This is a genomic window from Streptomyces sp. NBC_01689 (genome assembly GCF_036250675.1).
Taxonomy (GTDB): domain Bacteria; phylum Actinomycetota; class Actinomycetes; order Streptomycetales; family Streptomycetaceae; genus Streptomyces.
This window is the reverse complement of sequence record NZ_CP109592.1, coordinates 7,773,873-7,800,850: the sequence shown is the minus strand read 5'-3', so window position 1 is coordinate 7,800,850 and position 26,978 is coordinate 7,773,873. Positions and strand designations below refer to the sequence as shown.

The window sequence follows — 26,978 nt, the reverse complement described above, 5'->3', positions numbered from 1 at the left end:
TACTGTTCCCCCACACGTCATCGCGTGCATGCCAAACAGCGCCCGTTCCCCTCTCCCCCACGAGGAGACTCGATGCTCACATCGCACCGCTCCCGCTTCCGGGACCTCTCCCGGGCCCTCCGCCCGGGCCCCGGCCGACCGGGGCGCGCCCCCGCCCGGTCGCTCCTGTCCGCCGTGTGCTGCGCCGTCCTCGGCGCGGGGCTGCCGGCCGGCGCCGGGACCGCGACGGCCACGGAGTCCTCCACCGCCCGCGCCCTCCCCCCGTCCGGCACCACCCGCGTCGCCACGGTCGCCGACAACGCCCGGGCGGCCGCGGCGGGTTCGAAAGTCGTCGGCTACTTCACCGAATGGGGCGTCTACGACCGGAACTACCACGTCAAGAACATCCGGACGTCCGGCTCGGCCGCCAAGCTCACCCACATCAACTACGCCTTCGGCAATGTCACCGGAGGCAAGTGCGCCATGGGCGACGCCTATGCGGCGACCGACAAGGCGTACACCGCCGACCAGTCGGTGGACGGTGTCGCCGACACCTGGGACCAGCCGCTGCGGGGCAACTTCAACCAGCTGCGCAAGCTGAAGAAGCTGCACCCGAACCTCAAGGTGCTCTGGTCGTTCGGCGGCTGGACCTGGTCCAGCGGCTTCGGCGAGGCGGCGAGGAACCCGGCGGCGTTCGCCCAGTCCTGCTACGACCTGGTCGAGAACTCCAAGTGGGCCGACGTCTTCGACGGCATCGACATCGACTGGGAGTACCCGAACGCCTGCGGCAACACCTGTGACACCAGCGGCAAGGCGGCGTACAAGAACCTGATGGCGGCGCTGCGCGCGAAGTTCGGCGGCGGCGCGCTCGTCACCGCCGCGATCTCCGCGGACGCCACCAGCGGCGGCAAGCTCGACGCGGCCGACTACGCGGGCGCCGCGCAGTACGTCGACTGGTACAACCCGATGACGTACGACTTCTTCGGCGCCTGGGACGCGGCCGGGCCGACCGCCCCGCACTCGCCCCTGAACTCGTACACCGGCATCCCGAAGGCCGGGTTCCACACCGCGGCCACGATCGCGAAGCTCAAGGGCCTCGGCATCCCGGCCTCGAAGCTGCTGCTCGGCATCGGCTTCTACGGCCGCGGCTGGACCGGCGTGACCCAGGCGGCCCCCGGCGGCACCGCCACCGGACCCGCGGCCGGAACCTACGAACAGGGCATCGAGGACTACAAGGTGCTGAAGACGAAGTGCCCCGCGACGGGCACCGTCGGTGGCACGGCGTACGCCAAGTGCGGTACCAACTGGTGGAGTTACGACACCCCGTCGACCATCGCCGGGAAGATGGCCTACAAGAACCAGCAGGGTCTGGGCGGCACGTTCTTCTGGGAGCTCAGCGGTGACACCTCGAACGGTGAGCTGATCAAGTCGATCAACTGACCGCCGGAGTAAGGCACTCGGGGCGGAGGTCCAGTGGCCTCCGCCCCTCGCTCAGGGGTCCCGGCGGGCGGACTGCGGGGCCCTGTAGGAGGAGTCGATCTCCTCGACCGCGCGCATCGCGCCGCCCAGCGTCTTCACCAGCAGCTCGCGCATCGTGTCGCGGGACAGCGTCGGACGGCCGATCCAGTCGAGGGTCGCGCCCTCGACGCTGTAGAGCCAGGCCAGCAGCGCCATCCGGGGCAGCGCCGCGATCTTGCGCCTGCCGTAGGCGCCTTCGGCGATGGTCTCGACGATGACCTCGCGCACGCCCTCCCGGATGGCCTGCACCTCGCTGTCGAAGCCCACCCCGCCCGCGATGATCGTCCGGTACGCGGCCTGATTCTGCTCGGCGTAGCGGAGATAGCCGTCGATGGTGCGGTGCACCCGCTCGGCCGGGGGCAGTTCGAGGCCGCTCGCCGCCCGGGACACCAGGTCGGCGACGGAGTCCTCGACGATCGCGAGGTAATAGCCCCGCTTGGACTTGAAGTAGTAGTAGATCAGCCCTTTGGCGACATGCGCCTGCCGTGCGATGTCGTCCATCGACAGTGCGTCGTAGGACGTGTCGGCGAACAACTTCCGCCCGATGGCGATCAGTTCGGTGCGGCGCGCCAGCGAACGATCGGTGCCGTGCGCCCGCGGACGGTCGACAGCACGCTGTTGACTATGATTCAATTCCGGCCCTAGTCTCCGACTGCCAGCGGGACATCGGCAGTATGACAGAACGATGCCACCTGCTCGTTCGACTCCGATCGACTGGCCGGACCCGCTTTCCGCGGCGTACCGGAACGATCAGGTCACAACAGACCGAGCTGCGTGACGAGCATCGCCAGGACCACGACGAAGATCCAGCCCACGACGTGTTCGAGGATCTTGGGGCCGTCGTCCTTGGGCCCGCCGGTTCGGGCACGGACGCGGGCGGCGGTGGCGGAGGTCGCGGTCATGGCTTCTCGCAGACGTAGGGGTGCGGTCGTTTCCCCGCCCCTCACCGGCTCCCCACCGACCAGACCACCTTGCCACCGGAACGGGTTTCAGCGGTAGAGACCTTGGTCACCCCTGCGGCCCGGGACACTTCGACCACCGTCGAATCACTCCGGTTCTCCGCAACGGTGCGCCACGGGTGTGGGTCTCCTCACAGGACAGTGGTCAGCCAACCGAAAGGTCCTCGATGAGCACGTTCCGGACGCCTCGCCGCAGAGCCCGCCTCGCCCTGGCGGCGGCGATCACGACGGTGGCCGCCCTGACGGGCCCGGTCTCCCAGGCCGCGGACTCCTCGACCGCCGATCCCTCCTCCTCCGCCGGCCCCTCCCCCGCCACCGCGCCCTCCCCGGGCGCCGCGGGCCTCGGCGATCGGGTCTTCCCGCTCGACGGCAACGGCGGCTACCGGGTCACCCGCTACCTCCTCGACTTCGACTGGCAGGCACCCGGGACACCGTTCGAGGCGGCCACGACGGTCAGGGCGACCGCCACCCAGGCACTCTCCCGCTTCGACCTGGACTTCGCCGGCAACACCCTGCACACGGTGACCGTGAACGGGACCACGGCCACGGCCGTGCGCGACGGCGACGAACTGGTGATCACCCCGGCCGAGCCGCTCCCCGAGGGCAGGCCGTTCACGGTGAAGGTCACCTACACCGCCGATCCCGGCCAGATGCGCCACCGCGACGACGCCATCGAGGACTACGGCTGGATCCCCACGCCCGACGGCACCGTGCTCTATCCGCAGCCCGACGGCGCCAAGATGATCTTCCCCTCGAACGACCACCCCAGCCTGCGCGCGCCGGTCACCTTCCACATCACCACCCCGCCGGGCCTGACCGCGGTGGCCAACGGGAAGCTCACCGGCCGCGCCGAACAGCCCGACGGGCGGGTGCGGTGGACGTACGACTCCGGGCAGCCGCTCGCGACCCAGCTCGTGCAGCTCGCGATCGGCAGGTTCACCTTCGCCGACAGCACGGGACCGCACGGGCTGCCCCTGCGCGATGTCGTCCCGGACGGTCTGGTCGCGGCCACCGAGCAGTACCGCGAGCTCACCGCCGACCACATCGCGTGGCTGGAGGAGCGGCTCGGCCCCTACCCCTTCGACCGGTACGGCCTGCTCGTCGGCGACACCGACCTCGGGGTCGCCCTGGAGACCCAGACACTCTCCCTGGTCCCGAAGGCCGACCTGCTCGGGGACCGGGTCAGCGCCGAACGCAACCTGGTGCACGAGCTCACCCACCAGTGGACCGGCGACAGCGTCGGCATCAGGACCTGGTCCGACCTGTGGCTGAGCGAGGGACACGCCCGCTTCTACGAGCGCCTGTACTCCGAGACGCACGGCGGTGACAGCTTCGAGGCGGCCATGAAGTCGGCCTACGCCGCCCACGACCAGTGGCGCCACGACTACGGCGCCCCGGCCGAACCGACCGAACCGAACCTCTTCAAGCGGATGCGGTACGACGGCTCGGCCCTCGTCCTGTACGCCCTGCGGGAGAAGGTCGGGCCGGTGGCCTTCGGCAGGATCGAGCGGGCCTGGGTGACCGAGTACCGCGGAAGGACCGCGAGTACGCGGGACTACATCGACCTGGCCTCGAAGGTCGCGGGCCGGAACCTCGACGGGTTCCTGCGCCCGTGGCTCTACGGCGCGCAGACCCCGCCGATGCCGAACCACCCGGACTGGGTGGTCGACCCGGTCCAGGGCTGAACGGAGAGGGGCGGCCCGCTTCCGGGCCGCCCCCTCCTCAGCGGATGCCCACCGCCGCGAGCGCCTGGCTCTGCCGCTGGGTCGGCTGCGCGGGGAAGTACAGGTAGCAGACTCCTCCGGTGCCGGAGACGACGCTCCCGGAGGCGTTGTACCGCTTCGTGCGCAGCCAGATGTTCTCCCACTCGGACCGCCGGTAGACGCGGCGCACCGCGGCGTCGCCGGGCGAGGCCGGGTCGTTGGCGATCACATCACCGTCCGCGGTGAAGCCGACGACGGTCATGAGATGGCCCGAGGTGCCGTAACCCGCCCCGGTCAGCTCCGACTTGAGGAACGACTGGGACGTTATGGCCGGGATGCCGGCCGCGATCAGGGTCTCCAGGTCGGTGAGCGAGCCGAGCCGGGTCACCACACCCTGGAGGTCCTTGTACGTCGCCGCGTAGGCCGCGTTGAAGGGCCAGTTGCCGCAGCCGTCGTACTGGTAGTCGAAGGTGTAGCGCGCCGCGTGGCAGACCTGCGGGTCGGCCAGGCCCGGCGCGACCCAGGCCAGTTGTTCCGCCGTCGGCCGGCGCCCCCAGTACTCGATGATCATCTGCGACGAGGTGGGGCTGCACCAGGCCTCGCCGCCGTTGTCGTACTCGGGGTACTGGCCGGCGTGGATCTCCTGCGAGTACCGCGGCACCGTCAGCTCGCGGGCGAGCCCGGGTACGGAGGCCGGCACGGTGAAGCGGTCCGGGATGTCGGAACCCATCGCGCCGAGCCGCCACACGGTGGGGGTGGCCCCGGACCCCGGGGCGCGGTACAGCGTCAGGCGCAGCCGGTACGAGACGAGACGCAGGCCCGAGGCGGCGTCGTCGATCGCGAAGGTGTCCGTCCAGACAGTGCTCCGGCCGTCCTTCTGGCCGTCGACGGAGGTCCGCCTGATGTCCTGGTCGCCCGCCGCCCAGCGGCCCATCACGTACCAGGGCGTGGCCGTGCCGTCCGAGTAGGTGCCGGTCAGTTCGACCTGCAGCCAGGTACCGGCGGGGGTGCGCGCGTTCCACGAGGCGATGGCCTCGGTGGCGGGAACGGTGAGCCGGTGGACCGGGGAGGTCCAGGTCGCGTACTCCCAGTCGGCCGTCCTGCCGGTGTGCGGGTCCGTGTACGCCCTCGTGCCGGCCGGGGAGGCGATCACCAGCCCCGGCCGGGCGCCGGACACGGCCCGCGCGCCCTTCGCGGTACCGGTGCGCCAGTCGGCGTACGAGGTCCAGGCACGGTTGTCCACGGCGCGCGCGGGCGCGTGCCCCCGGCGTGATTCCCGGGTGCGTGCTTCCGCCGCCCCGGCCGGAGTGGCCGCGGCGGCGGTCATCGCCGCGGTCATCGCCGCGGCCAGAACGGTTCTGCGGGACGGCTCTGATGCTCTGGTCATGGGTGGGTGACCCCCGTTCGTCCGGAAGCGGCAATTCCCAACTATGGAGGGAGCGAGGCGACTTCTGCCAGCACTTCGCGCCGTGCCACGCCCACCAATATTGGTCGGTACCACTGGCGTGACCTGCGACGGCGGCGAACATCCGGGAACCGTCCGTGCGGAAAGGCCTGGAATTCGGCGTTCCGAGGCGGAACTCGCACCGCTTTCCCCGGACATTCCCGGGATATCCGCAGCGGTTCCGCACGTTCTTCCCGCATTCCTTCCGCACCCCGCTCGCGCATTTCCCGCGACCGCGCCTCCGCGCCTTCCGGGAGTGATTCCGCACCGGTCGGTCCGGCCGAGATCCGGCCCGTCCTAAAATGTTCCGGACACCACCGCACGCCCCTCACCGGACCGGGGACCCCCCATTCACGATCTCGCCTCCCACCTGCGCCGGCTGCCGCCCTCCGCCGGCCCCGTCCGCCTGATCGGCGTGGACGGACACGCGGGCTCCGGGAAGACCACGTTCACCGGGCGGCTGGCCGCGGCACTGGGTGACGCGCCCGTGCTGCACCTGGACGACATCGCGACGCACGAGGAGCTCTTCGCCTGGACGGCGCGCCTGCTGGACCAGGTCGTCGAGCCGCTGGGCCGGGGCGCCACCGCGCGCTACGCGCCCTACGACTGGACGGCCAGGACCTTCGGGCCGGTGCGTGAGCTGCCGCCCGCGCCCGTGGTCCTGCTGGAGGGCGTCGGTGCCGGACGCCGCGCACTGCGCCCGCACCTCGCGCGGCTGCTGTGGATGGAACTGCCGAGCGACGAGGCCTGGACGCGCGGGCGCCGGCGGGACGGCGAGTCCCAGAGCGCGTTCTGGACCGGGTGGGTCGCCGCGGAACGGCGACATTTCGCCGAGGACCCCTCGCGGCCCTTCGCGGATCTTCTGGTGCGCCAGTGTTCCGAGGGATACGAGGTGATTCCGGGGCCCGCCGGGACTCCTGGACCGGACCAGTTCCTCACGCACGGTGACGGACCATCCGCAATGTGGTGAACTCGTGAAGACCCCCGCGGGAGAAGTTCCGCCAGTGCCTCAACTCGGCTTGACCGGGGGGCCGTACAGGACTTACGTTCTGAATGTGCGGCCCCTCGGGGTCGCCCCGCAGACGCGAAGCCCCCGGTTGTTCCCCCGTGATCGGGGGCTTCGTTCTGCCCACACCCATTCTTTTCGGGCGCCCCGCGCCGCGATTCGCTCACCCTGGGTCACCGGGCGGAGTGCGCCCCGTCTGCTCCCACCTCGTGCAACGGTGCTGTCGGCACCCTTCGGCAGGCCCGTGCGGCGCAGGTACCATGCCTCTCGGTGCGACCTTCGGACGGCTTGCTCTGCGCACCGGTGCAACTCCCGTCCGCGGCACAGCGGTTCGACCAAGCTGCCGACGGGCACCGGCCCGCTCGGAGAACCATCGGGGGCACGGTTTGTGGGGGACGTGATGGACTTCGGCACGCAGGGCCCGGAGGCCCCGGCCGACCTCGCCTGGATGCGAGGTGTGGACGCCTACACGATGGGCGCCTATCCGCAGGCGGAGGAGGAGTTCCGCACCGCGGTCCGGATGGACCCCGGTATGGCGGACGGCTGGCTCGGACTGCACGCGCTGCGTGTGGACACGACGACCGCGCTGCTGCGCATGTTCCGTCACCGGGACCGGTTCGGCGAACAGCGCTCCCGGCACCGGCGCACCCTGAACTCCTGGTACTGGCTGGGCTGGTGGGTCCAGCCGGTGCTGGAGAGTCCGCGCGATCTGCTGCTCGCGCACGCCTCGCACTGGCTGGACGGCCGCCATGTCCCGGAGCTGGACCGGGCGTTGGCCGGGCTGCCACCGGTGGACGCGGATCCCCAGGTGCGCTTCCTGCACGCCTGCCGGGCCTACCTCGTCAAGGACTGGGAGCAGTTGGTCCGCCACACGGACCCGCTGATCGACGATCCGCTGCTGGGCATAGAGGCCGGTCTCTTCGGCGGCATGGCCCGGGTCCGGCTGGAGATGTTCGGACAGGCGGAGCCGCTGCTGTCGTCGGCCCTGATGCGCTGCCGCAGCGAGCAGCCGCAACGCAAGGAACTGCGGTACTGGCTGGCCCGGGCGCACGAGGGCACCGGCCGGTCGGCCGCGGCGCTCCCGCTGTACCGGGCCGTTCACCGGGTCGACCCCGCCTTCATGGACACCTCCGCGCGGCTCGCCGCGATCTCCGAGGGCGACGGGTACGACGACGCCGCCGCCGACCTCGCGGCGATCACACTGACCGGCATCGGGCAGGACGTGATGGACGGCCCGGACGGCCTCGATCCGCTCTGGGGAGGCGAGGGCCGCGACCTCCGGCTCCCCGAGGCCGACCCGCTGCCGCCGGGCGCGGTGTCACCCGAGACCGACATGGTGCGGGAGAAGGCCATGGTGCCGGTGCGGCCGCTGCCCGCCGGGCCGACCGACCCCGCCCTGCTGGAGGAGGCGCTCGCCGAGCTGGAGCGCATGGTCGGGCTCGAACCCGTGAAACGGCAGGTCAAGGCGCTCTCGGCGCAGTTGAACATGGCACGGCTGCGGGCCGGGCAGGGGCTTCCCGTCCAGCCGCCGAAACGGCACTTCGTCTTCTCCGGCCCCTCAGGCACCGGCAAGACGACGGTCGCCCGCATCCTCGGCCGGGTCTTCTACGCGCTCGGCCTGCTCGGCGGCGACCATCTCGTGGAGGCGCAGCGGGCGGATCTGGTGGGCGAGTACCTGGGCCAGACCGCCGTCAAGGCGAACGAACTGATCGACTCCGCGATCGGCGGGGTGCTCTTCGTGGACGAGGCGTACTCGCTGTCCAACTCGGGATACGGCAAGGGTGACGCGTACGGCGACGAGGCCCTTCAGGTGCTGCTGAAGCGGGCCGAGGACAACCGGGACCATCTGGTCGTCATCCTCGCCGGCTACCCCGAGGGCATGGACCGGCTGCTCGCCGCCAACCCCGGGCTGTCCTCACGCTTCACCACCCGCGTCGACTTCCCGTCCTACCGGCCCCTCGAACTCACCTCCATCGGCGAGGTGCTGGCCGCGGAGAACGGGGACGTCTGGGACGAGGAGGCGCTGGACGAGCTGCGCTCGATCGCCGGGCATGTCGTCGATCAGGGGTGGATCGACGAGCTGGGGAACGGGCGGTTCCTGCGGACGCTGTACGAGAAGAGCTGCGCGTACCGGGATCTGCGGCTCTCCGGGTATCCGAGCACGCCGTCGCGGGACGATCTGTCGACGCTTAGGCTGCCGGATCTGATGCAGGCGTACGGGGAGGTGTTGTCGGGGCGTGGGCCCCAGGACCCGTCGGCCCTGTGACCCGGGGGTGCCCCCGCCGCCCCTGACCCGGGGGCTCCGCCCCAAGGGGCTGCCGCCCTCTGGACCCCCGCATCACCCGAAGGGCTCGTCCTCAAACGCCGGACGGGCTGAAGATGCGGGCCTGCGCCAGGTGGGTCCGCACGGGCTGAGGATGCGCGCCCGCGCCTCAAAGGGCCCACGGCCAGGTCAGGCGTTTCGCCCGTCCGGCGCTTGAGGACGAGGCCGTCCAGGCCGACACGGGGGTCTGGGGGCAGAGCCCCCAGGATCCCCCGCCGGCTCAGGTCGCCAGTGCCTCCTCCGCGGCGTCGCTGCGCGCCACCGTCCTGAGGGGTGCCGTGGTCACCACGGTCACGTTCCGGTGCGCCGGATCGCGTACCTCGCCGACCAGCAGCTCCAGCACGTCCTCCAGCGCGACGAGCCCGAGCACCTTGCCCGACGCGTCCGCGACCTGCGCGAGGTGCGTGGCGGCACGGCGCATCACCGTCAGGGCGTCGTCGAGGGGGAGTTCCGACCGGAGGGTGGTCATGTGCCGCCAGATCTGCTGGGGCACCGCGCGCTCGGACTCCTCCAGGTCCAGGACGTCCTTCACGTGCAGGTAGCCCATGAAGGCGCCGTTCTCCGCGACCACCGGGAAACGGGAGTACCCGGTGCGCGCGGTGAGGGCGACGACCTGGCCGGGGGTGACCGAGGGGCCGACGGTGACCAGGGACTCCCGGTTCAGGAGGACGTCCGTCACCGGGCGGGACCCGAGTTCGAGGGCGTCCTCGAGGCGCTCCTGCTCCTCCGGTTCCAGCAGACCGGCCTGGCCCGAGTCCTCGACCAGACGGTTGAGCTGCTCGCTCGTGAAGACCGCCTCGACCTCGTCCTTGGGCTCCACCCGGAACAGCTTCAGGATCAGCCGGGCGCACGCGCCGAGGGCCACCGTGACGGGCCGGCACAGACGGGCGAACGCGACCAGCCCCGGGCTCAGCCACAGCGCGGTCTTCTCCGGCGCGGCCATCGCCAGGTTCTTCGGGACCATCTCGCCGATGACGAGGTGGAAGAAGACGACGAGGGCGAGCGCGATGACGTAGCCGAGGGGGTGGATCACACCGTCCGGCAGACGCACCGCCTCGAAGAGCGGCTCCAGCAGGTGGGCGACGGTCGGCTCGGCGACCGCGCCGAGCGTCAGCGAGCAGACCGTGATGCCGAACTGGGCCGCGGCCATCATCTGGGGCAGCCGCTCCAGCCCGTAGAGGACCTGGCGGGCGCGGGCGGACTCCAGCGGCTCGATCTGGCTGCGCCGTACGGAGACGAGCGCGAACTCGGCGCCGACGAAGAAGCCGTTGGCGAGCACCAGGAGAACGGCGAAGAGAAGTTGGAGGACGCTCATCGGACGGCCTCCGGGGTGAGGGCCGCGTCCGCGGTCCTGACCAGCCGGACCCGCTCGGCGCGGTAGTGCCCGACCTGGCGCACCGACAGGCGCCAGCCCGGCAGCTCCGCCTTGTCGCCGGGTGCCGGGATGCGGCCGAGCAGATCGGCGACGAGACCCGCCACGGTCTCGTACGGCCCCTCGGGCACATCCAGTCCTATGCGCTGCAGGACGTCGACACGGCAGCTGCCGTCGGCGTCCCAGGCGGGCCGTCCCTCCTCGGGCGGCGCCGCGGCGAGTTCCGGCAGGTCCTGTCCGTCGTGCTCGTCGCGGACCTCGCCGACAAGTTCCTCGACGATGTCCTCCAGGGTGACGACGCCCGCCGTACCGCCGTACTCGTCGACCACGACGGCGATGGGCTGCTCGCTCCGCAGCCGTTCCAGGAGCGGCTGCACGGGCAGGGTCTCCGGGACGAGCAGCGGGGCCTGGGCGATCCGGCCGACGGGCGTGCGCAGCCGGTCGTGCGAGGGCACGGCGAGGGCGTCCTTGAGGTGGACCATGCCGACCACCTCGTCGATCCGCTCCCGGTACACGGGGAAGCGGGACAGGCCGGTGGCCCGGGTGAGGTTGACGACATCCTCCGCCGTGGCCGTCGACTGGAGGGCGCTGACCCTCACCCGCGGCGTCATGACGTGCTGCGCGGTCAGGTCGGCCAGCGAGATGGTCCGTACGAAGAGATCCGCGGTGTCCTGCTCCAGGGCGCCGGCCTGCGCCGAGTGCCGGGCGAGGGAGACGAGCTCGCCGGGGGTGCGGGCGGACGCCAGCTCCTCGGCGGGTTCGACGCCGAGCGCCCGTACCAGCCGGTTGGCGACCGTGTTGAGCGCGGCGATCACCGGCCGGAACAGGCTGGAGAAGACGTGCTGGGGACCCGCCACGAAGCGGGCGACCTGCAGCGGCTTGGACACCGCCCAGTTCTTCGGCACGAGTTCTCCGACGACCATCTGGACGGCCGCGGCGAGCAGCATGCCGACCACCACGGCGACGCCGCCCACGGCGCCGTCGGGCAGGCCCAGGGCGGTGAAGGGGCCGTGCAGCAGTTCGGCGAGCGCCGGTTCGGCGAGCATGCCGACGACCAGCGAGGTGATGGTGATGCCGAGCTGGGTGCCGGAGAGCTGGAAGGACAGCTCCTTGAGCGAGTTCACGACGGTACGGGCCCGTCGGTCGCCTTCGGCGGCGGCCTTCTCGGCGTCCGGCCGTTCGACCGTGACGAGGCCGAACTCCGCCGCCACGAAGAAACCGTTGGCGAGGATCAGCAGGAACGCCGCCGCGAGAAGCAGCAGGGGGATGGTCATGCCGCCGCCTCGATGGGTCGGGAGGGGGCGGCGCAGGTACTACAGGACGATCCGTCCATCGCTGGAGGGAGTCACTCCTCGGGTAGCAGGGGGCCTCTGGGCACCGGGTGGCACATCAGCGGCGGAGGCGCGACGAAAGCGCCTCCGCCAACAGGTTAATCAAGACAGGGGCCCGGCGGGCAGGGTGGACGGCCGAGAGTCAGCCGTGATGTTGCTCGGGGTCGCCGATGGAGCGGGCTTCGGCCAGTGCCCGCAGGGTGCGGGCGTCGTCGATCGCGCGCTGCCTGGCGATGCCCGGCTGGATGCCGAGCGCCGGAAGACTGGTGCCGTCACTGAGGTCGAGGAACACCCAGGGGTCGCCGGGGCGCAGGTTGACCTGGAGGATCTCCGCCCAGTCCAGGCGCCGGGTGCCGGCGATGTTGACGACTGTGACTCCGCTCTCATCGGCGACGACCTTGGGCCGGGAGAGCAGCACGAGCACGCCGAGGAGCAGCGCGGCGGTGAGGACGAAGCTGGCGCGCTCCCCCGGGCTGAGCTGCTCCAGGAGCATCGCGACCGTCGTGATGACCACGAAGATCGCGACGCCCGCGGTGAGCAGCACGGCCCGGGTCCGGGACGGCCGGAACGTGACGGGGAGGTCGGGGAGGTGGGACATGGCTCGGACGGGTCCTCAGAGGCGGCAGGCGTGGATGGCCGTGGTCAGGATGGCCCGCGCGCCGAGCGCGTACAGGTCGTCCATGATCCGCTGCGCCTCCTTGGCGGGGACCATCGCGCGGACGGCCACCCAGCCCTCGTTGTGCAGCGGCGAGATGGTGGGCGACTCCAGGCCGGGGGTGAGGCCGACCGCCTGCTCCAGGTGCTCGGCGCGGCAGTCGTAGTCCATCATCACGTACGTCCGGGCGACCAGGACGCCCTGCAGACGGCGCAGGAACTGCTGGACCTTGGGTTCGGTGTCCTCGGCGGTGTCGGCCTCGACGCGGCGGATGACGACGGCCTCGGACTTCATGATGGGCTCGCCGAAGACCTCCAGGCCCGCGTTGCGCAGCGAGGTGCCGGTCTCGACGACGTCCGCGATGACCTCGGCGACACCGAGCTCGATCGCGGTCTCGACGGCGCCGTCGAGGTGGACGACGGAGGCGTCGATGCCGTTGTCGGAGAGGTGGCCCGCGACGATGCCCTCGTAGGAGGTGGCGACGGTCAGACCGGCGAGGTCCTGGACGCTCTTGGCGGCGCCGGGCCTGCCGGCGAAGCGGAAGGTGGAGCGGGCGAAGCCGAGCGGGAGGATCTCCTCCGCCTTGGCGCCGGAGTCGACCAGCAGGTCGCGGCCGGTGATGCCGATGTCGAGGCGGCCGGAGGAGACGTAGATCGCGATGTCGCGGGGGCGGAGGTAGAAGAACTCGACCTCGTTGCCCGGATCGACGATCCGGAGTTCCTTGGACTCCCGGCGCTGCCGGTAGCCGGCCTCATGCAGCATCTCCGCCGCAGGTCCTGACAGGGAACCCTTGTTGGGGACGGCGATGCGCAGCATGAGGTCGGCTTCCTTCGTTCGTTCGTGCGTACGTCTGTCGGTTCGTACGTCGGCTGGGTGCGGGGCGTGGCTCAGAGGTGGGCGTACACGTCGTCGAGGGAGATTCCGCGCGCCACCATCATCACCTGGACGTGGTACAGGAGCTGCGAGATCTCCTCGGCCGCGGCGTCCTTGCCCTCGTACTCGGCGGCCATCCAGACCTCTGCGGCCTCTTCGACGACCTTCTTGCCGATGGCATGGACGCCCTTGCCGACCAGTTCGGCGGTGCGGGAGGTGGCGGGGTCGCCGGAGGCGGCCTTCTGCTGGAGCTCGGTGAAGAGCTCCTCGAACGTCTTCTTGGACATGGTGCTGCCCACCCTACGCGGTGGAGCCGGTGCCTCAGCGCCAGGGTTCGGATACCGAGCGCAGTGTGGCCGCGGTCGCCACGGCGGCCGTCACCGCCTCGTGGCCCTTGTCCTCGCGGGAGCCCTCGATGCCCGCACGGTCCAGGGCCTGCTCCTCGGTGTCACAGGTCAGTACGCCGAAGCCGATGGGGACGCCGGTGTCGATGGAGACCTGGGTGAGGCCCTGCGTGACGCCCTGGCAAACATATTCGAAGTGCGGTGTGCCGCCGCGGATGACGACGCCGAGCGCGACGACGGCGTCGTAGCCGCGGCCCGCCAGGACCTTGGCGACGACCGGGAGCTCGAAGCTGCCCGGGACCCTCAGCAGGGTCGGCTCGTCGATCCCCAGCTCGTGCAGGGCGCGCAGCGCGCCGTCCACGAGACCGTCCATCACCTTTTCGTGCCACTGTGCCGCGATGACCGCGACGCGCAGGTCGCCGCAGTTGCGTACGGACAGTTCGGGTGCACCCTTGCCGCTCACGTCTCTCCTCAGTGCCTCTGTGCTGTGTTGCCGGTCGTACTGTCGTTACTGGATCGGGTGGTACTGGATTGCGTCGCCCGTGGCGGCCGCGGGAGCTGCCTCCCGCGGTGTCACTGGCTGCCGCAGGCGGAGGCGGCGGGCGTCTCCAGCCACGGCAGGTCGTGCCCCATCCGGTCCCGCTTGGTGCGCAGGTAGCGGAGGTTGTGCTCGCCCGCCTGGACGGGCATCGGCTCCCGCCGGGTGACCCGCAGGCCGTTCCGGACGAGGGCGTCGGTCTTCTCGGGGTTGTTGGTCATCAGGCGCAGGCTGTGGACGCCGAGGTCCTCCAGGATCCGCGCGCTCGCGCCGTAGTCGCGGGCGTCCGCGGGCAGGCCGAGTTCGAGGTTGGCGTCGAGGGTGTCGCGGCCGCGTTCCTGGAGCTCGTAGGCGCGCAGTTTGGACAGCAGTCCGATGCCGCGTCCCTCGTGTCCGCGCAGATAGACGACGACGCCCCGGCCCTCGGCCTGGATGCGCTGCAGGGAGGTCTGCAACTGGGGGCCGCAGTCGCAGCGCAGCGAGTGGAGGACGTCGCCGGTCAGGCACTCGGAGTGGACGCGGACGAGGACGTCCTCGCCGTCGCCGATCTCGCCGTGGACGAGGGCGACGTGCTCGACCCCGTCGGCGGTGGACCGGTAGCCGTAGGCCGTGAACTCACCGAAGGCGGTGGGCAGTTGCGTCCTGGCCTCGCGGCGGACCGCGGGGCCGGCCGCGGGTGCCTCCTGGTCGAGCGGGGCGGGGACCTGGAGGGAGCGGCGGTAGGTGACCAGGTCCTCGATGGAGATGATGGTCAGACCGTGCTTGCGGGCGAACGGGACGAGTTCGGGGAGGCGCAGCATGCGGCCGTCCTCCCCCGCGATCTCCACGATGGCGCCCGCGGGGCGCAGTCCGGCGAGGCGGGCCAGGTCGACGGCCGCCTCGGTGTGGCCGTTGCGGACGAGGACACCGCCGGGCCGCGCGCGCAGCGGGAAGATGTGACCCGGCCGCACGAAGTCGCCCGCCCCGGCCCGGCCCCCGGCCAGCAGCCGGAGGGTGGTGGCGCGGTCGGCGGCCGAGATGCCGGTGGTCACGCCGTGGGCGCCGGAGGCGTCCACGGAAACCGTGAAGGCCGTCCTCATCGACTCGGTGTTGTTGTCGACCATCTGAGGGAGCTGGAGGCGGTCGAGTTCGTCGCCCTCCATGGGCGCGCAGATCAGGCCGCGGCACTCGCTCATCATGAACGCGATGATCTCGGGGGTCGCCTTCTCGGCGGCGATGACGAGGTCGCCCTCGTTCTCCCGGTCCTCGTCGTCGACGACCACGATCGGCCGGCCCGCCGCGATGTCGGCGATGGCCCGCTCGACCGGGTCGAGCGCCAGGTCCGAGACGTCCTGATCGTGCCCGGTGCTGTACCAGACGGGTGCGGCGGTCATGCCGGGACTCCTTCCAGGAGGGGCTGCCCGGCCTTGCGGGAGCGCAGCCACCAGTCGCGCATGCCCCACAGGACGAGCGCGCCGTAGACGACGTAGACAAAACCGGAGAAGGCGAAGCCGTTGGCGAAGTTGAGCGGGACGCCCACCACGTCGACCAGCAGCCAGGCGAACCAGAACTCGACCATGCCGCGGGCCTGGGCGTACATGGCGACGACCGTGCCCACGAAGATGTAGGCGTCCGGCCAGGGGTCCCAGGACAGCGACGGATACGCGTGGAACAGGGCGCTCACCGCGAGGGTGCCGACGGCGGCGGAGCCGGCCAGCACGCCGCGCTCGCGCCAGGTGGCGAACCGTACGGCGACGCCGCCGTCCTGGCCCCGGCCGCGGTTCCACTGCCACCAGCCCCACAGGGCGACGACGATGACCACGAGCTGCTTTCCGGCGCTGCCGGAGAGATGGGCCGAGGCGAAGGCGGTGAGCAGGACGACACCGGACAGGAGCTGGACGGGCCAGCTCCAGACGGAGCGTCGCCAGCCGAGCGCGAGGCCGATCAGACCGATCACGTTGCCGGTCATGTCCGACCACTTGATGTGCTGTCCGAAGAGGGTGAACGCCTCGGAGTTGAGCCAGTTCACGGCCGGCCCCCCGAGGTGTCGGGCAGCGCGACCGGCTGCTCGCCCCGGGCGCCGAGCAGCCGCTCGACGTACTTGGCGATGACGTCCACCTCGAGGTTGACCGGGTCGCCGGGCTGCTTGCGGCCGAGCGTGGTCAGGTCGAGGGTGGTGGGGATGAGGCTGACGGTGAAGTGGTCCGGGCCCGCGTCGACCACCGTCAGGCTGATGCCGTCGACGGTGATGGAGCCCTTCACGACCACGTAGCGGGTGAGGTCCGCGGGGAGCGAGATCTTCACGATCTCCCAGTGCTCGGACGGCGTGCGTGCGAGGACCGTGCCGGTGCCGTCGACGTGGCCCTGGACGATGTGTCCGCCGAGGCGGTCGCCGACGGCCATGGGACGTTCGAGGTTGACGCGGGAGCCGACGGTGAGGGCACCGAGGCTGGAGCGTTTCAGGGTCTCCGCCATGACGTCGGCGGTGAATTCGTCGCCCTCGTGGTCGACGACGGTGAGACAGACCCCGTTCACGGCGATGGAGTCGCCGTGCCGCGCGCCCTGCGTGACGACGGGTCCGCGCAGACGGAAGCGGGAGGCCTCGTCGAGATTCTCGACGGCGGTGACCTCACCCAGCTCTTCGACGATTCCGGTGAACACTTCCCGGGTCCTCCTGCCTCATGGGGCACGGACTCCGGGGCCTGTCGATGACGACAGATGGAAACGGACGACGACACCGGGAACGATGCCGAAAGGGACCTGTCCCGCAGGACATGTCACGACAACCGGCAGCGCGCACGAATGCCCGCCCGCCGCGCACTGCCTCCCATCCGGACTTTAACCGTCGGTCCAGGAATTTCACCTGGTCAACCGGCCGCTGGAAGCGACCGGGTCGCGGACTGTAACCGCCGGTTCGGACTTTCACCGACCCCGGAGTGCGCTGCTTCTGGTACATCATCAGTGTGCCACGCCCTGTCCATGCTCATGCATATGAACTTCTGTGGGCTGCCTCACAGGCCGTTCGGATGGACTTGTGCGGGGAGTTCTGCGGCGGCTCAGGCATGGTCAACTCCCGTCCGGCCTCGCATACTTGACGACAACACGGATATTGGTCCATACCTATTGACGGTCTGGTCTAGTCCTCTTAGGGTCGGCGATCAAGGTTTGCAGAAGCCGAGGTGGCCTACTCGCCCCCTGAGCGACCCGGCGGCGGTGACGGAGGCCCTTGCCCCGCCGCCGGGTCTCCCCAACGGGGAGCGGCACCACGCCGGACGGCCACGGGACCGCGCGCCGGGAGCTTCGACCGCGGGGCGGATCGGTGCGGACGCGGCAGGTCGGCGCGGGTGCGGCCGGTCAGCGCGGGTGCGGCGTGAAGAGGTCGTCCTGGGCCGACTCCCGGGCGGTCAGGAGCGCACCGCGCAGCACCGCCCCTCCGCCCAGCACTCCGGCGCGCACCTCGGCCGGCAGCGGGGACATCCGGGCCAGCCGCTCACCGACCCGTGCCGCCAGCTCCTCCCCGCCCGCCTGCCCCACCTCGCCGCCGAGCACCACACAGCCGGGGTCGAGGACGGCCACGACGGACGCGGCACCGACGGCGAGGCGGTCCGCCAGGGCCGCGAGGAACCGGTCCGACGGGCCGTACGGGGAGCCGGCGGCGGAGGAGGAGCGGGAGGCGGGGGAGGAAGAAGAAGAGGACGGGGTGACGGCCGCCACCGCCGCGCGGACCAGGGCCGCCGCCGGTGGTTCACCGCCGGACCCCGTCACCGTCAGCCCGTACGCCGCGGCGAGTCCGGCGATCGCGGCACCCCCCGCCAGCGAGTGGAAGCCCCCCTCGCAGTCCGTGGCCGACGGCAGCGTGGCGGTCCCCGGCACCGGCAGGAACCCGATCTCGCCGGTGCCGCCGGAGGCCCCGCGGCGGAGCCGGCCGTCGAGGACGACGGCCGCACCGGTGCCGTGGCCGAGCCAGAGAAGGACGAAGGTGCCCCGGTCCCGGGCCGCGCCGTCGCGCTGCTCGGCGAGCGCGGCGAGGTTCGTCTCGTTCTCGACGATGACGCGGGCGGGCAGGCGCTCCTGGAGGGCCGCGACCAGCCGGCGGTGCCATGCGGGCAGGCCGGAGGAGTCCCGGAGTTCCCCGCTGGCGGGGTCGATGAGGCCGGGCGCGCCGACGCCGACGGTGTGCAGCCGTTCCGCCCCGGCCTCCTTCGCGGCCCGCTCCACCAGGGCGACCGCCTGCTCGACGGCGGGGCCGGTGCCCGCGTCGTCGGTGATGGGCACCGACGCCCGGGCGAGTTCCGCGCCGAGCAGGTCGGCGACGACCACCGTGACGCCTTCGGTACGGACGTCGAGCGCGGCCAGTTGTGCCCGGTCCGCGACGATCCCGTACAGCCGGGCGTTCGGGCCGCGCCGCTGCTCCCCCGACTCCCCCACGACCGAGATCAGTCCGGCGACGGTCAGACGCTCGACGAGGTCGGCGACGGTGGGCCGGGACAGGCCCGTGAGCTGCTTCAGCTGTCCGGCCGTCAACGGGCCCTCCTGCTGCAGCAGCCGCAGGGCGAGCCGGTCGTTGATGGCCCGGGCCGTGCTCGGAGATGCGGGCATGCCGGGATCTTCCCAGACCACGGAGTCCTCCCAGATCGGCGGGGCCCGCGGGCACGCGGCCCGGGGCGTTCGGCTGTCCGGCACCGACGGCCGGTGTGCCGCCTGTATATCGACTATCTATCAGGCAGGGTCCCTGATAGTTTACGGCCGCACCATGGGGAGCGGAGCCGGGAGGGCGGGAATGACGAGAGTGACCGGAAGGTCGGGTGACGACGTGGTCGGGGACCCGGTCGGGGTGAAGCGGGCCCGGTACGCCGTGGCCGCGGTGTTCGCCGTGCACGGGGCGGTGACGGGTTCGTTCGCCACCCGGGTGCCCTGGATCCAGGACCACGCATCCGTCAGCACGGGCCAGCTCGGGCTGGCGCTGGCGTTCCCGGCCATCGGCGCCTCCCTCGCGATGCCACTGGCGGGCCGCATCAGCCACCGCTTCGGGGCCCGCGCCGCGCTGCGCGGCCTGATCTCCCTGTGGACGCTGGCGCTGGTCCTGCCGTCCGTCGCGCCGAACCTCTACACCCTGTGCCTGGCCCTCTTCGTCTACGGCGCCTCGGCGGGCATGGCGGACGTGGCGATGAACGCGCTCGGCGTCGAGATCGAGAACCGCCTCGGCAGGTCGATCATGTCGGGGCTGCACGGCATGTGGAGCGCGGGCGCGCTGGTCGGGTCGGCGGGCGGCACCCTCGCCGCGCACCTCGGTGCGGACGCGCGTCTGCACCACGCGCTGGCGGCCGGGGTCCTGACGGTCCTCGGCCTCACCGCCTGCCGCTGGGTCCTCGACCTGCGTCCGACCGAGGACGAGGTCCCCCCGCCGCGCTTCGCGCTGCCGCCGAAGTCCGCCCTGGTCATCGGTGCGATCGGCTTCTGCGCCGTGTTCGCCGAGGGCGCGAGCCTCGACTGGTCGGCGGTCTACCTCAAGGACGAGCTCGGCACCTCGGCCGGACTCGCGGCGGCGTCGACGACCGGTTTCATGCTGACCATGGCGCTGGCCCGGCTCATCGGCGACGCCGTGGTGAACCGGTTCGGCGCGGTGCGCACGGTGCGCGCGGGCGGGGCGCTAGCCGTGCTCGGCGGACTGCTCGTCGTCGTCGCGGGCGATCCCGCGGTCGCCATGGGCGGCTTCGCCCTGCTGGGTCTCGGGATCGCGGTCGTCGTCCCGCTCTGCTTCGCCGCGGCGGGGCACGCAGGACCGAACCCCAGTCAGGCCATCGCGGGCGTCGCCACCATCACGTACACCTCGGGTCTGGTCGCGCCGAGCGCGATCGGCTCGCTGGCCCAGGCCACCAGTCTGGTGGTGTCGTTCGGACTGGTCACGGTCCTGGCGAGCGGTCTCGCCGTGTTCGCGGGCGTGCTGCGCGCGGGCGAGCGCGACCGTCCGAAGGTCAGTCGCCCGAGCGCAGCAGTTCCCGACCCACGGCCCTGAAGCGGTCGCTCCACGAGGTCGGACGCAGCGTGCCGGCGTCGAGCCGGACCAGGACCCGGGTACCGCGCGCGTAGGTGACCGATCCGTCGGCCGAGCAGAAGCGGAAGCCGTAGGTCAGCCCGGTGTCGCCGAGCCGTTCCAGCCACAGGTGGACGGCGTACGCGCCGGGCCGGACGACCGGCGCCTCGTAACCGATCCGGAGCTCCCTGACCGCGTTGCAGGCGTCGCCCGCCGCCTCCCAGTCGCCCTCGAAGCGGAACCCGTACTCGCTCCACAACGCGGTCCACGCGCGTTCGACCAGCACCGGGTAGCGGGCGTTGTGCAGCAGCCCGAGGGCGTCGAGGTCGTCGAAGTGGACGGCGACGGGGAGCAGTCTCCCGTACGGGAGGGCGGGGGCGGCGACGGGGACGGCAGCGGCTTCGGCGGTCACGGGCGGGGCTCCTGAGGGTGCCGGTAGGGGCGGTGGGGGCACCCCATCCTAAGCAGCCGCTCAGGAGCCCCTGATCAGGGTGTTCGTACGCCGCCGGGCCGGCCCGCGCACGGACCGCCGGGTCAGCCCGCGATGGAGTCGAGCTGTTCCGCCGCCGGCCGCAGCGCCCAGAGGTCGCCGCCGGGCGGTGCCTCCAGCCTCGGTACCGCGGCGCGCGCGGCCCGGTCCCCCGCGTCGGCCGCCGCGTGCACGACGTCGCCGGCCGCGAAGCGGTGGAACTCCAGCTCCGGGTAGGGCCACGGAGCCGCCCCCGTGGCGGCGGGCAGCAGTTGGCCGACCGCCTTGAACAGGCTCTGCCCGTCCGGCCCCCGGTACGCCCACAGGTCCACGCCGACATGGCGGCCGATGGCCGCGAGGCGGGTGTACGCGACGAGGTCGAAGGTCGAGTAGTGCCAGCTGCGGGTGCGGGCGAGTTCCTGGGGCTGGGTGCCGTCGGCGGCGATCTGCGGGTCGATGCGCTTGGATCGCGCGGCGAGAACGGTGCGCCGGGCCAGGTCCCGGTCGCCGGTCGCGTACGCGAGGGCGGCGAGCTGCATGTCGTAGAACGTGCCGTGGTTGTTGGCGGCGGCGCCCTCCTCGGTGCCGAAGGGGCTGTTCAGCAGCCAGTCGCGGAAGTCCGTGTTCCAGGAGCGCATGGCGGTGCGGTCGGTCCTCGACCAGCCGGGCGCGCCGGTGTCGAGGATCGCGACGGCATCCAGGACGCTGGTGTAGGACTGCGAGAAGTCGATGATGCCGATGGCCCGGCCGTCGTACCTGCAGGGGATGAACTGCCCGTGGTCCAGGTTCGGGTTCATCCGGGTGGCCGGGGCGAGGAACCAGGTGCGCAGGACGTCGGCGGCCTTCTGGGCGTACTGCTTCCTGCCGGTGTAGTACCAGGCGAGCGCGAGGTCGTACGAGGAGTCGAAGACCTTCTCGACGTCCTGGCGGTCGGTGCCGGTGTCGACCTCGGGGTTGCGCTGCCCGTCGCGCTGGACGTACGGGCAGCCCCACGGGTTGTCGGCGGTCGCGGGCTGCGAGGGCCACCAGTACGGGGCCTGGCTGAGGTAGTCGTGGACGTCGCCGCCGGGGGCGGGCTTCGGCTTGTCGACGACCGTCCAGGGGCCCTGGTCCAGCCAGCCGTCGGCCCGCGCCGTGAGGCCGGCGACCGCGTGCCGCAGTCCGGCGTCGCCGTGGTCCAGGCGGATCTTCGTCCGCTGCAGCCTGGCGCCGTCGAGGACCGCGGTGGCCGGGGCCTTCGGTGCCGCGCGGCCTTCGTGGGCCGAGGCGGTCGGGACGACGGCGGCCGCGAGGGCGACCACGGCCGCCAGGACCACGCCCGCACGGGGTCTTCTACCCATCGAGCACTCCGATCAGATATGTGAACGCAGTTCATGAGTGGGACCGTGTGAGCGTAGAACCCCCGGTTAGCCATGACAATGGTCCGGACCGATTCACGTACAGAGAAAGCGAAGCCGCACCATGGATCTAGGCGTGCGCTGGAAACTGCACGGCGACGGACGCAACCCCGCGCCCGGAGCCGTCGTCCGCCCCGATGAACGCCTCTCCTGGCCGCGCACGATCGGGCTCGGGGCCCAGCACGTGGTGGCGATGTTCGGGGCGTCCTTCGTGGCGCCCGTCCTGATGGGGCTCGACCCGAACCTCGCGATCATGATGTCCGGCGTGGCGACGGTGATCTTCCTGCTCGCCACGCGCGGCCGGGTGCCCAGTTATCTCGGCTGCTCGCTCTCGTTCGTGGGCGTCGCCGCGATCATCCGCGCACAGGGCGGCAGCACCGCGACCGTGACCGGCGCGGTGTTCGTCGTGGGCGTCGTGCTGTTCCTGGTGGGGCTCGCCGTGCAGCGGTTCGGCGCGCGGATCATCCACGCCGCGATGCCACCGGTCGTCACCGGCGCCGTCGTCATGCTGATCGGTTTCAACCTGGCTCCGGTGACCGCGTCCACGTACTGGCCCCAGGACCAGTGGACGGCGCTCCTGGTGATGCTCTTCACCGGGCTGGCGGTGGTCTGCCTGCGCGGTTTCTGGTCACGGATCGCGATCTTCCTGGGCCTGGTGTTCGGATATGTGATCTCCTGGCTCTTCGACCGGATCTTCGGGAAGATCCACTCGGTCGGCGCGGGCGGCAAGGTCGCCGACCACTGGCGGCTCGATCTCTCCGGTGTCGGCAGGGCGGACTGGATCGGGCTGCCGCACTTCCACGGCCCCTCGTTCCAGTGGTCCGCGATCCTCGTCGCGCTGCCGGTCGTGATCGCGCTCGTCGCCGAGAACGCGGGCCATGTGAAGGCCGTCGGCGAGATGACCGGCGACCCGCTGGACGACCGGCTGGGCACCGCGATCTCCGCGGACGGCGCCGCCTCGATGCTCTCCACGGCGGTCGGCGGCCCTCCCAACACCACGTACTCCGAGAACATCGGCGTGATGGCCGCGACCCGGGTCTACTCGACCGCCGCCTACTGGGCCGCCGCCGGCTTCGCCCTGCTGTTCGGCGTCTGCCCCAAGTTCGGCGCGGTCGTCGCGGCGATCCCGGGCGGCGTCCTCGGCGGCATCACCGTCATCCTGTACGGCATGATCGGGCTGCTCGGCGCCCAGATCTGGCTGCACGGCCGGGTCGACCTGCGCAATCCGCTGAACCTGGTGCCGGCCGCGGCGGGCATCATCATCGGTGTCGGCGGTGTCTCGCTGAAGTTCTCGGACACGTTCTCGCTGAGCGGCATCGCGCTCGGCACGCTCGTCGTGATCACCGGCTACCACGCGCTGCGGGTGATGGCCCCGGCCCATCTCAGGACCGGGGAGCCGCTGCTCGACTCCGGCACGTCGGCCTACGACGACCGCGCCCCGGAGAACCCGGACCGGCCCGCCGGACCGTAGCCCGCGCCGACGGCGGGGACACGCGCGGCGGTGGCGTTTTCCCCCGATCCGGGGACGCGCCCGGCCAGGCGGCACCCCCGGCGGGCGGTGGCTGGGACCCTTCCCCCATGGCGCAGTCGGAACAGTTCACCGCCCCCGTGCACACGGTCGTCTCCCGGATGCGCGCCCTCGGGACCGACCTGCCTGAGCGGGACGGGGTCGCGGTGTTCAACCGTGTCTACCTCACCGTCACCGAGGAGATCGACCGGCGCCTCGGCGCCGGCGAGTTCCCCGATCCCGGGGCCGCCGCCACCCTGGACGTACGTTTCGCCGAGCGGTATCTGACGGTCGCCGAGGAGGAGGGACACCCGCCCGCCTGCTGGCGGCCCCTGCTGCAGTTCCGGCGCCATCCCGGGGTACACCCGCTGCAGTTCGCGCTCGCGGGCGTCAACGCGCACGTCGGACACGATCTGGCGCTGGCCGTCGTGGACAGCTGCCGCGCGCTCGGCTGCGAACCGGGCGACCTGGAGGACGAGTTCGAGCGGGTCGGCGACCTCCTCGCCTCGATGGAGGAACGCGTCCGCGAGGACCTGATGCCGGGGCCCGACCTCCTGGAGGTCGCCGACCCGCTCACCCATCTGCTCGGCGCGTGGAGCCTGGAGCGGGCCCGCGACGCCGCGTGGTCGGCGGCGCGCACCCTGTGGGCACTGCGCGGGCTCCCCGGTCTCGCCCGGGAGTTCGCGGACCGGCTCGACGCGGCGGTGGGCCTGACCGGGCGGATGATGCTGACCCCCCTGGGGGACCGAACCGGCCACTGTGGAAGGTGAGCCGGTGAACCTCGCGGTGATCGCTGTACGTTGACCGGACGGCTCACCGACGTGCAAAGGGGCGACTGGTATGGCGATCCGGCTCGGACTCGGCCTTCCGCAGATGAAGCAGTACGACATCGGGCGCGACGTGCCGGCGGTGGCCCGCGCGGCGGAGGAGGCCGGATACGAGAGCCTGTGGGTGTTCGAACGGGTGCTCTTCCCCGAACCCGCCACCCAGGGGCTGTACGGGGTTCCGGGGCTGCCCTGGCCCGACACCTACCGCTCGGTCGCCGACCCGCTGGTGACCCTGACCCTGGCGGCCGCGTCGACCGGACGGGCCCGGCTCGGCACGAGCGTCCTCGTGGCGCCGCTGCACGTCCCCTTCCAGCTGGCACGCTCGCTCGCCACGCTGGACGCGGCCAGTGGCGGCCGGGTCGTGGCGGGCCTCGGCACGGGCTGGTCCCACGACGAGTACGCGGCCGCCTCCGTGGCGCCCTTCGAGAAGCGCGGCAAGGTCCTCGACGAGATCCTGGACGTCTGCGCGGCGGTCTGGGGACCGGACCCGGTGTCGTACGAGGGCGAACTCACCGTCGTCGCCCCGTCCGAGGTCGGACCGAAGCCCGCGCGGCCCATCCCGGTGTACCTCCCGGCGAACAGCCCGCGGGCGCTGCGGCGGCTGGTCGACCGCGCCGACGGCTGGATGCCGGTCGCCCAGGGCGTCGCCCAGCTCACCGAGGAGTGGACCCGGCTGAGGGAACTGGCCGCCGAGCGCGGCCGGACACGGCCGATCGAGGTCTGCGTCCGGGTCAACGCGCAGTACTCGGCCAAACCCCACGGGGGTGCCGAACGGCCGCTGTTCACGGGCAGCGCCGCGCAGATCGCCGAGGACCTGGCGGCGCACCAGGTGGACGGGGTCGGGGAGTTCCTGATCGACCTCCAGTCATCGCTCCGTGACGCCTCGGAGCTCTCGGACGTCGCCGCGGAGGTGTACGCGCTGGCCCGCGCGGCCGGGGTCTGAGCGACCACGGCGGGCGCGGGCCCTCAGTCCTCGGGCAGTTCCACCGGGGCGATCTCGTCGTAGACGTCCCCGGGGCCGGGGTTGGTCGGGTCGGTCGTGCCGCCCAGCTGGTGCATGACGCCCCAGACCGCGTTCAGCGCGGTCTGCACGGCGCCCTCGGCCCAGCCCGCCGTCCACGAGATGTCGTCGCCCGCGAGGAAGATGCCCCGCTTGTCCTCGGGCAGCGCGTCCTGCACGAAGTGCGTGAACAGACGCCGCTGGTAGCGGTAGTGGCCGGGCAGGTTGGCCTTGAACGCGCCCATGAACCAGGGCTCGTTCTCCCAGGAGACGGTCACCGGGTTGCCGATGATGTGCTTCCGGATGTCGACCTTCGGGTAGATCTCGCCGAGCGACTTCAGCATGACCTCCATCCGCTCGTTCGCCGACAGCGGCAGCCACTTCAGGCTGTCGTCGCACCACGTGTACGAGAGGCAGATGACGGCCGGCTTGTCCGGTCCGTCGTCCAGGAGGTAGGTGCCGCGCGTCATCCGGTCGGTGAGCGTCATCGACATGACGTCCCGCCCGGTCGGGTTTCCCTCGTCGTCGACGGCCTCGTCGAGCCAGAACGGGCGGTCGACGGGGACGAAGAGCTTGCTGGACTCCATGTAGTGGGTCCGCTCCATCGCCGTCCAGTGGTCGATCGGGAAGAGCGAGTCGTCGCAGGCGATCTTGGAGAGCAGCAGCCAGGACTGGGCGGTGAAGATCGCGGCCTGGTAGGTGCGGATGTCGCCGTTCGCGTCGGTCACGGTGATCCGGTTGCCCGACGTACGCGTCAGCCGGGTCACCGCCGGGCGCGGGGCGCCGTCGTGCAGCGAGGCCAGCGAGGTCCCGGGCGCCCAGTGGACGATCTTCACCGGCTCGCGCTCCCACAGCCTCAGCGGAAGCTGCTGGGAACCGCCGACGATGCCGCGGTGGTGGTCGTCGGCCTCGGTGTAGACGACGCGCAGGATCTCGAGGATCGAGTTCGGGAAGTCCGTGTCCCAGCCGCCCGTGCCGAAGCCGACCTGGCCGAAGATCTCGCGGTGCCGGAACGACTTGAAGGAGTCCGAGTCGCAGAGGAACCCGTAGAAGGTCTGGTTGTCGAGCTTCTCCACGAGCTTCGCCCAGATCTCGCGGATGCGCGGGACGTCGCGCTCGCGCATGGCCCGGTTCATGTCCGAGAAGTCGGCGCCCTCCTCCAGACAGGCGTTCCACGCGTTCATCACGTCGCGGTAGACCTGCGGCAGGTCGTCGACGGTGGTCGCGTAGTGCGACTCGCCCTTCAGGTCGACGACCGTCGAGGGCGTGGTCTCCGCGAGAGGGTTGGGGAACGGCCGCGTCTCCAGTCCCACCAGGTCGATGTAGTGCTGGAGGGCGGTCGAGGACGGCGGGAAGCGCATGGCGCCCATCTCGGCCGTCAGCGACGGGTCACACCCCTCGAACCCCACCGTGCGCAGCCGGCCGCCGATCTGGTCGGCCTCGTACACGACGGGCTTGAGGCCCATCTTCATCAGCTCGTAGGCGGCGACGATGCCGGAGAGGCCGCCGCCGATGATCGCGACCTCGGTGCCGTGCTCGGTCGCGGGTATCTGGCCGAGGCCCGCGGGATGCGCGAGGAAGTCGTCGTACGCGTACGGGAAGTCCGGGCCGAACATGGTGATCGGCGGCTGCTGCGCGTCGGTGTGCTGGACGGCGGTGGGCACCGTGGACGTCATGGGGTACGGGCTCCTTGCGACAAGGCTCGGGGGGAGGGCTGGAC

General features: G+C 71.6%; 24 protein-coding genes and 1 riboswitch. Of the genes, 8 read left to right on the top strand and 16 right to left on the bottom strand.

The window, feature by feature from the left end; genetic code table 11:
- Nucleotides 1–72 precede the first annotated feature (72 nt).
- Nucleotides 73–1,419 carry a glycoside hydrolase family 18 protein gene (locus OG776_RS33445; RefSeq protein ID WP_329323003.1) on the top strand — a complete coding sequence of 449 codons (1,347 nt, stop codon included), beginning with the start codon at nucleotides 73–75 and terminating at the stop codon, nucleotides 1,417–1,419.
- A 51-nt stretch (nucleotides 1,420–1,470) separates the two neighbouring features.
- On the opposite strand, the gene OG776_RS33440 is transcribed toward OG776_RS33445, so the two are convergent.
- Together OG776_RS33440 and OG776_RS33435 are read right to left on the bottom strand one after the other, a co-directional pair.
- Nucleotides 1,471–2,130, bottom strand: a complete 660-nt coding sequence (locus OG776_RS33440; RefSeq protein ID WP_148007871.1) for a TetR/AcrR family transcriptional regulator — start codon at nucleotides 2,128–2,130, stop codon at nucleotides 1,471–1,473.
- Nucleotides 2,131–2,252: 122 nt separating this feature from the next.
- Nucleotides 2,253–2,399: an SCO1431 family membrane protein gene (locus tag OG776_RS33435; protein WP_148007870.1), complete on the bottom strand. Its 147-nt coding sequence runs from the start codon at nucleotides 2,397–2,399 to the stop codon at nucleotides 2,253–2,255.
- A gap of 224 nt (nucleotides 2,400–2,623) precedes the next feature.
- On the opposite strand from OG776_RS33435, the gene OG776_RS33430 reads away from it, so the two are divergent.
- Nucleotides 2,624–4,141: a M1 family metallopeptidase gene (locus OG776_RS33430; protein ID WP_329323002.1), complete on the top strand. Its 1,518-nt coding sequence runs from the start codon at nucleotides 2,624–2,626 to the stop codon at nucleotides 4,139–4,141.
- A 37-nt stretch (nucleotides 4,142–4,178) separates the two neighbouring features.
- Here OG776_RS33430 and OG776_RS33425 read toward each other — a convergent pair whose 3' ends face one another.
- Nucleotides 4,179–5,546 (bottom strand): peptidase C39 family protein, encoded by a 1,368-nt coding sequence (locus tag OG776_RS33425; protein WP_329323001.1) that lies wholly within the window; start codon nucleotides 5,544–5,546, stop codon nucleotides 4,179–4,181.
- A gap of 406 nt (nucleotides 5,547–5,952) precedes the next feature.
- Here OG776_RS33425 and OG776_RS33420 point away from each other — a divergent pair, with 406 nt between their 5' ends.
- Both OG776_RS33420 and OG776_RS33415 read left to right on the top strand, forming a co-directional pair.
- The gene (locus OG776_RS33420; protein WP_329323794.1) at nucleotides 5,953–6,573 is read left to right on the top strand and encodes a uridine kinase family protein; all 621 of its coding nucleotides are present in this window, start codon (nucleotides 5,953–5,955) and stop codon (nucleotides 6,571–6,573) included.
- Between the two features lie 436 nt (nucleotides 6,574–7,009).
- Nucleotides 7,010–8,875: an AAA family ATPase gene (locus tag OG776_RS33415; RefSeq protein WP_148007866.1), complete on the top strand. Its 1,866-nt coding sequence runs from the start codon at nucleotides 7,010–7,012 to the stop codon at nucleotides 8,873–8,875.
- Between the two features lie 277 nt (nucleotides 8,876–9,152).
- Here OG776_RS33415 and OG776_RS33410 read toward each other — a convergent pair whose 3' ends face one another.
- The 10 genes from OG776_RS33410 to OG776_RS33365 all read right to left on the bottom strand — a co-directional run bounded on the left by OG776_RS33410 (nucleotide 9,153) and on the right by OG776_RS33365 (nucleotide 18,623).
- Nucleotides 9,153–10,247 (bottom strand): hemolysin family protein, encoded by a 1,095-nt coding sequence (locus OG776_RS33410; protein ID WP_148007865.1) that lies wholly within the window; start codon nucleotides 10,245–10,247, stop codon nucleotides 9,153–9,155.
- Nucleotides 10,244–11,578, bottom strand: coding sequence for a hemolysin family protein (locus OG776_RS33405; protein ID WP_148007864.1), 1,335 nt, complete (start codon nucleotides 11,576–11,578; stop codon nucleotides 10,244–10,246). The genes OG776_RS33410 and OG776_RS33405 overlap by 4 nt, the downstream gene beginning before the upstream one ends.
- Before the next feature lie 199 nt (nucleotides 11,579–11,777).
- On the bottom strand, nucleotides 11,778–12,233 hold the full coding sequence (locus OG776_RS33400) for a PH domain-containing protein (RefSeq protein WP_148007863.1): 456 nt from the start codon (nucleotides 12,231–12,233) through the stop codon (nucleotides 11,778–11,780).
- Between the two features lie 15 nt (nucleotides 12,234–12,248).
- Entirely contained in the window at nucleotides 12,249–13,106 is an 858-nt protein-coding gene (gene hisG, locus OG776_RS33395) for an ATP phosphoribosyltransferase (protein WP_148007862.1), read from the bottom strand.
- Between the two features lie 71 nt (nucleotides 13,107–13,177).
- A complete protein-coding gene (locus OG776_RS33390) occupies nucleotides 13,178–13,450 on the bottom strand; it encodes a phosphoribosyl-ATP diphosphatase (RefSeq protein WP_148007861.1) in 273 nt (90 codons plus the stop codon).
- Nucleotides 13,451–13,484: 34 nt separating this feature from the next.
- On the bottom strand, nucleotides 13,485–13,970 hold the full coding sequence (gene ribH, locus OG776_RS33385) for a 6,7-dimethyl-8-ribityllumazine synthase (protein ID WP_148007860.1): 486 nt from the start codon (nucleotides 13,968–13,970) through the stop codon (nucleotides 13,485–13,487).
- A gap of 110 nt (nucleotides 13,971–14,080) precedes the next feature.
- Nucleotides 14,081–15,418: a bifunctional 3,4-dihydroxy-2-butanone-4-phosphate synthase/GTP cyclohydrolase II gene (locus OG776_RS33380; RefSeq protein WP_329323000.1), complete on the bottom strand. Its 1,338-nt coding sequence runs from the start codon at nucleotides 15,416–15,418 to the stop codon at nucleotides 14,081–14,083.
- The gene (locus OG776_RS33375) at nucleotides 15,415–16,053 is read right to left on the bottom strand and encodes a nicotinamide mononucleotide transporter family protein (RefSeq protein ID WP_148007859.1); all 639 of its coding nucleotides are present in this window, start codon (nucleotides 16,051–16,053) and stop codon (nucleotides 15,415–15,417) included. The genes OG776_RS33380 and OG776_RS33375 overlap by 4 nt, the downstream gene beginning before the upstream one ends.
- Nucleotides 16,050–16,685: a riboflavin synthase gene (locus OG776_RS33370; protein WP_148007858.1), complete on the bottom strand. Its 636-nt coding sequence runs from the start codon at nucleotides 16,683–16,685 to the stop codon at nucleotides 16,050–16,052. The genes OG776_RS33375 and OG776_RS33370 overlap by 4 nt, the downstream gene beginning before the upstream one ends.
- A gap of 152 nt (nucleotides 16,686–16,837) precedes the next feature.
- A riboswitch (FMN riboswitch) is annotated at nucleotides 16,838–16,968 on the bottom strand.
- Nucleotides 16,969–17,378: 410 nt separating this feature from the next.
- Nucleotides 17,379–18,623, bottom strand: a complete 1,245-nt coding sequence (locus tag OG776_RS33365; RefSeq protein WP_329322999.1) for an ROK family transcriptional regulator — start codon at nucleotides 18,621–18,623, stop codon at nucleotides 17,379–17,381.
- 181 nt (nucleotides 18,624–18,804) lie between these two features.
- Here OG776_RS33365 and OG776_RS33360 point away from each other — a divergent pair, with 181 nt between their 5' ends.
- The gene (locus OG776_RS33360; protein WP_329322998.1) at nucleotides 18,805–20,040 is read left to right on the top strand and encodes an MFS transporter; all 1,236 of its coding nucleotides are present in this window, start codon (nucleotides 18,805–18,807) and stop codon (nucleotides 20,038–20,040) included.
- Here OG776_RS33360 and OG776_RS33355 read toward each other — a convergent pair.
- Nucleotides 20,000–20,470: an acyl-CoA thioesterase gene (locus tag OG776_RS33355; protein WP_329322997.1), complete on the bottom strand. Its 471-nt coding sequence runs from the start codon at nucleotides 20,468–20,470 to the stop codon at nucleotides 20,000–20,002. The genes OG776_RS33360 and OG776_RS33355 overlap by 41 nt on opposite strands.
- 122 nt (nucleotides 20,471–20,592) lie before the next feature.
- Nucleotides 20,593–21,867, bottom strand: coding sequence for an alginate lyase family protein (locus tag OG776_RS33350; protein WP_148007855.1), 1,275 nt, complete (start codon nucleotides 21,865–21,867; stop codon nucleotides 20,593–20,595).
- A gap of 121 nt (nucleotides 21,868–21,988) precedes the next feature.
- Here OG776_RS33350 and OG776_RS33345 point away from each other — a divergent pair, with 121 nt between their 5' ends.
- From OG776_RS33345 to OG776_RS33335, 3 genes are all read left to right on the top strand, one after another.
- Nucleotides 21,989–23,395 carry a uracil-xanthine permease family protein gene (locus OG776_RS33345; RefSeq protein ID WP_148007854.1) on the top strand — a complete coding sequence of 469 codons (1,407 nt, stop codon included), beginning with the start codon at nucleotides 21,989–21,991 and terminating at the stop codon, nucleotides 23,393–23,395.
- 107 nt (nucleotides 23,396–23,502) lie between these two features.
- A complete protein-coding gene (locus OG776_RS33340) occupies nucleotides 23,503–24,201 on the top strand; it encodes a DUF5995 family protein (protein ID WP_148007853.1) in 699 nt (232 codons plus the stop codon).
- A gap of 70 nt (nucleotides 24,202–24,271) precedes the next feature.
- Entirely contained in the window at nucleotides 24,272–25,201 is a 930-nt protein-coding gene (locus tag OG776_RS33335; protein ID WP_148007852.1) for an LLM class F420-dependent oxidoreductase, read from the top strand.
- Between the two features lie 23 nt (nucleotides 25,202–25,224).
- Here OG776_RS33335 and OG776_RS33330 read toward each other — a convergent pair whose 3' ends face one another.
- The gene (locus OG776_RS33330; RefSeq protein ID WP_148007851.1) at nucleotides 25,225–26,934 is read right to left on the bottom strand and encodes a flavin monoamine oxidase family protein; all 1,710 of its coding nucleotides are present in this window, start codon (nucleotides 26,932–26,934) and stop codon (nucleotides 25,225–25,227) included.
- Between the last annotated feature and the right edge of the window lie 44 nt (nucleotides 26,935–26,978).

What these genes read in the sequence shown, in the direction of transcription:
- OG776_RS33445 (WP_329323003.1), top strand. Translation starts at nt 73, where the DNA reads ATGCTCACATCGCACCGCTCCCGCTTCCGGGACCTCTCCCGGGCCCTC.
- OG776_RS33435 (WP_148007870.1), bottom strand. Translation starts at nt 2,399, where the DNA reads ATGACCGCGACCTCCGCCACCGCCGCCCGCGTCCGTGCCCGAACCGGC.
- OG776_RS33430 (WP_329323002.1), top strand. Translation starts at nt 2,624, where the DNA reads ATGAGCACGTTCCGGACGCCTCGCCGCAGAGCCCGCCTCGCCCTGGCG.
- OG776_RS33425 (WP_329323001.1), bottom strand. Translation starts at nt 5,546, where the DNA reads ATGACCAGAGCATCAGAGCCGTCCCGCAGAACCGTTCTGGCCGCGGCG.
- OG776_RS33415 (WP_148007866.1), top strand. Translation starts at nt 7,010, where the DNA reads ATGGACTTCGGCACGCAGGGCCCGGAGGCCCCGGCCGACCTCGCCTGG.
- OG776_RS33410 (WP_148007865.1), bottom strand. Translation starts at nt 10,247, where the DNA reads ATGAGCGTCCTCCAACTTCTCTTCGCCGTTCTCCTGGTGCTCGCCAAC.
- OG776_RS33405 (WP_148007864.1), bottom strand. Translation starts at nt 11,578, where the DNA reads ATGACCATCCCCCTGCTGCTTCTCGCGGCGGCGTTCCTGCTGATCCTC.
- OG776_RS33400 (WP_148007863.1), bottom strand. Translation starts at nt 12,233, where the DNA reads ATGTCCCACCTCCCCGACCTCCCCGTCACGTTCCGGCCGTCCCGGACC.
- hisG (WP_148007862.1), bottom strand. Translation starts at nt 13,106, where the DNA reads ATGCTGCGCATCGCCGTCCCCAACAAGGGTTCCCTGTCAGGACCTGCG.
- OG776_RS33390 (WP_148007861.1), bottom strand. Translation starts at nt 13,450, where the DNA reads ATGTCCAAGAAGACGTTCGAGGAGCTCTTCACCGAGCTCCAGCAGAAG.
- OG776_RS33380 (WP_329323000.1), bottom strand. Translation starts at nt 15,418, where the DNA reads ATGACCGCCGCACCCGTCTGGTACAGCACCGGGCACGATCAGGACGTC.
- OG776_RS33365 (WP_329322999.1), bottom strand. Translation starts at nt 18,623, where the DNA reads ATGCCCGCATCTCCGAGCACGGCCCGGGCCATCAACGACCGGCTCGCC.
- OG776_RS33360 (WP_329322998.1), top strand. Translation starts at nt 18,805, where the DNA reads ATGACGAGAGTGACCGGAAGGTCGGGTGACGACGTGGTCGGGGACCCG.
- OG776_RS33350 (WP_148007855.1), bottom strand. Translation starts at nt 21,867, where the DNA reads ATGGGTAGAAGACCCCGTGCGGGCGTGGTCCTGGCGGCCGTGGTCGCC.
- OG776_RS33345 (WP_148007854.1), top strand. Translation starts at nt 21,989, where the DNA reads ATGGATCTAGGCGTGCGCTGGAAACTGCACGGCGACGGACGCAACCCC.
- OG776_RS33340 (WP_148007853.1), top strand. Translation starts at nt 23,503, where the DNA reads ATGGCGCAGTCGGAACAGTTCACCGCCCCCGTGCACACGGTCGTCTCC.
- OG776_RS33335 (WP_148007852.1), top strand. Translation starts at nt 24,272, where the DNA reads ATGGCGATCCGGCTCGGACTCGGCCTTCCGCAGATGAAGCAGTACGAC.
- OG776_RS33330 (WP_148007851.1), bottom strand. Translation starts at nt 26,934, where the DNA reads ATGACGTCCACGGTGCCCACCGCCGTCCAGCACACCGACGCGCAGCAG.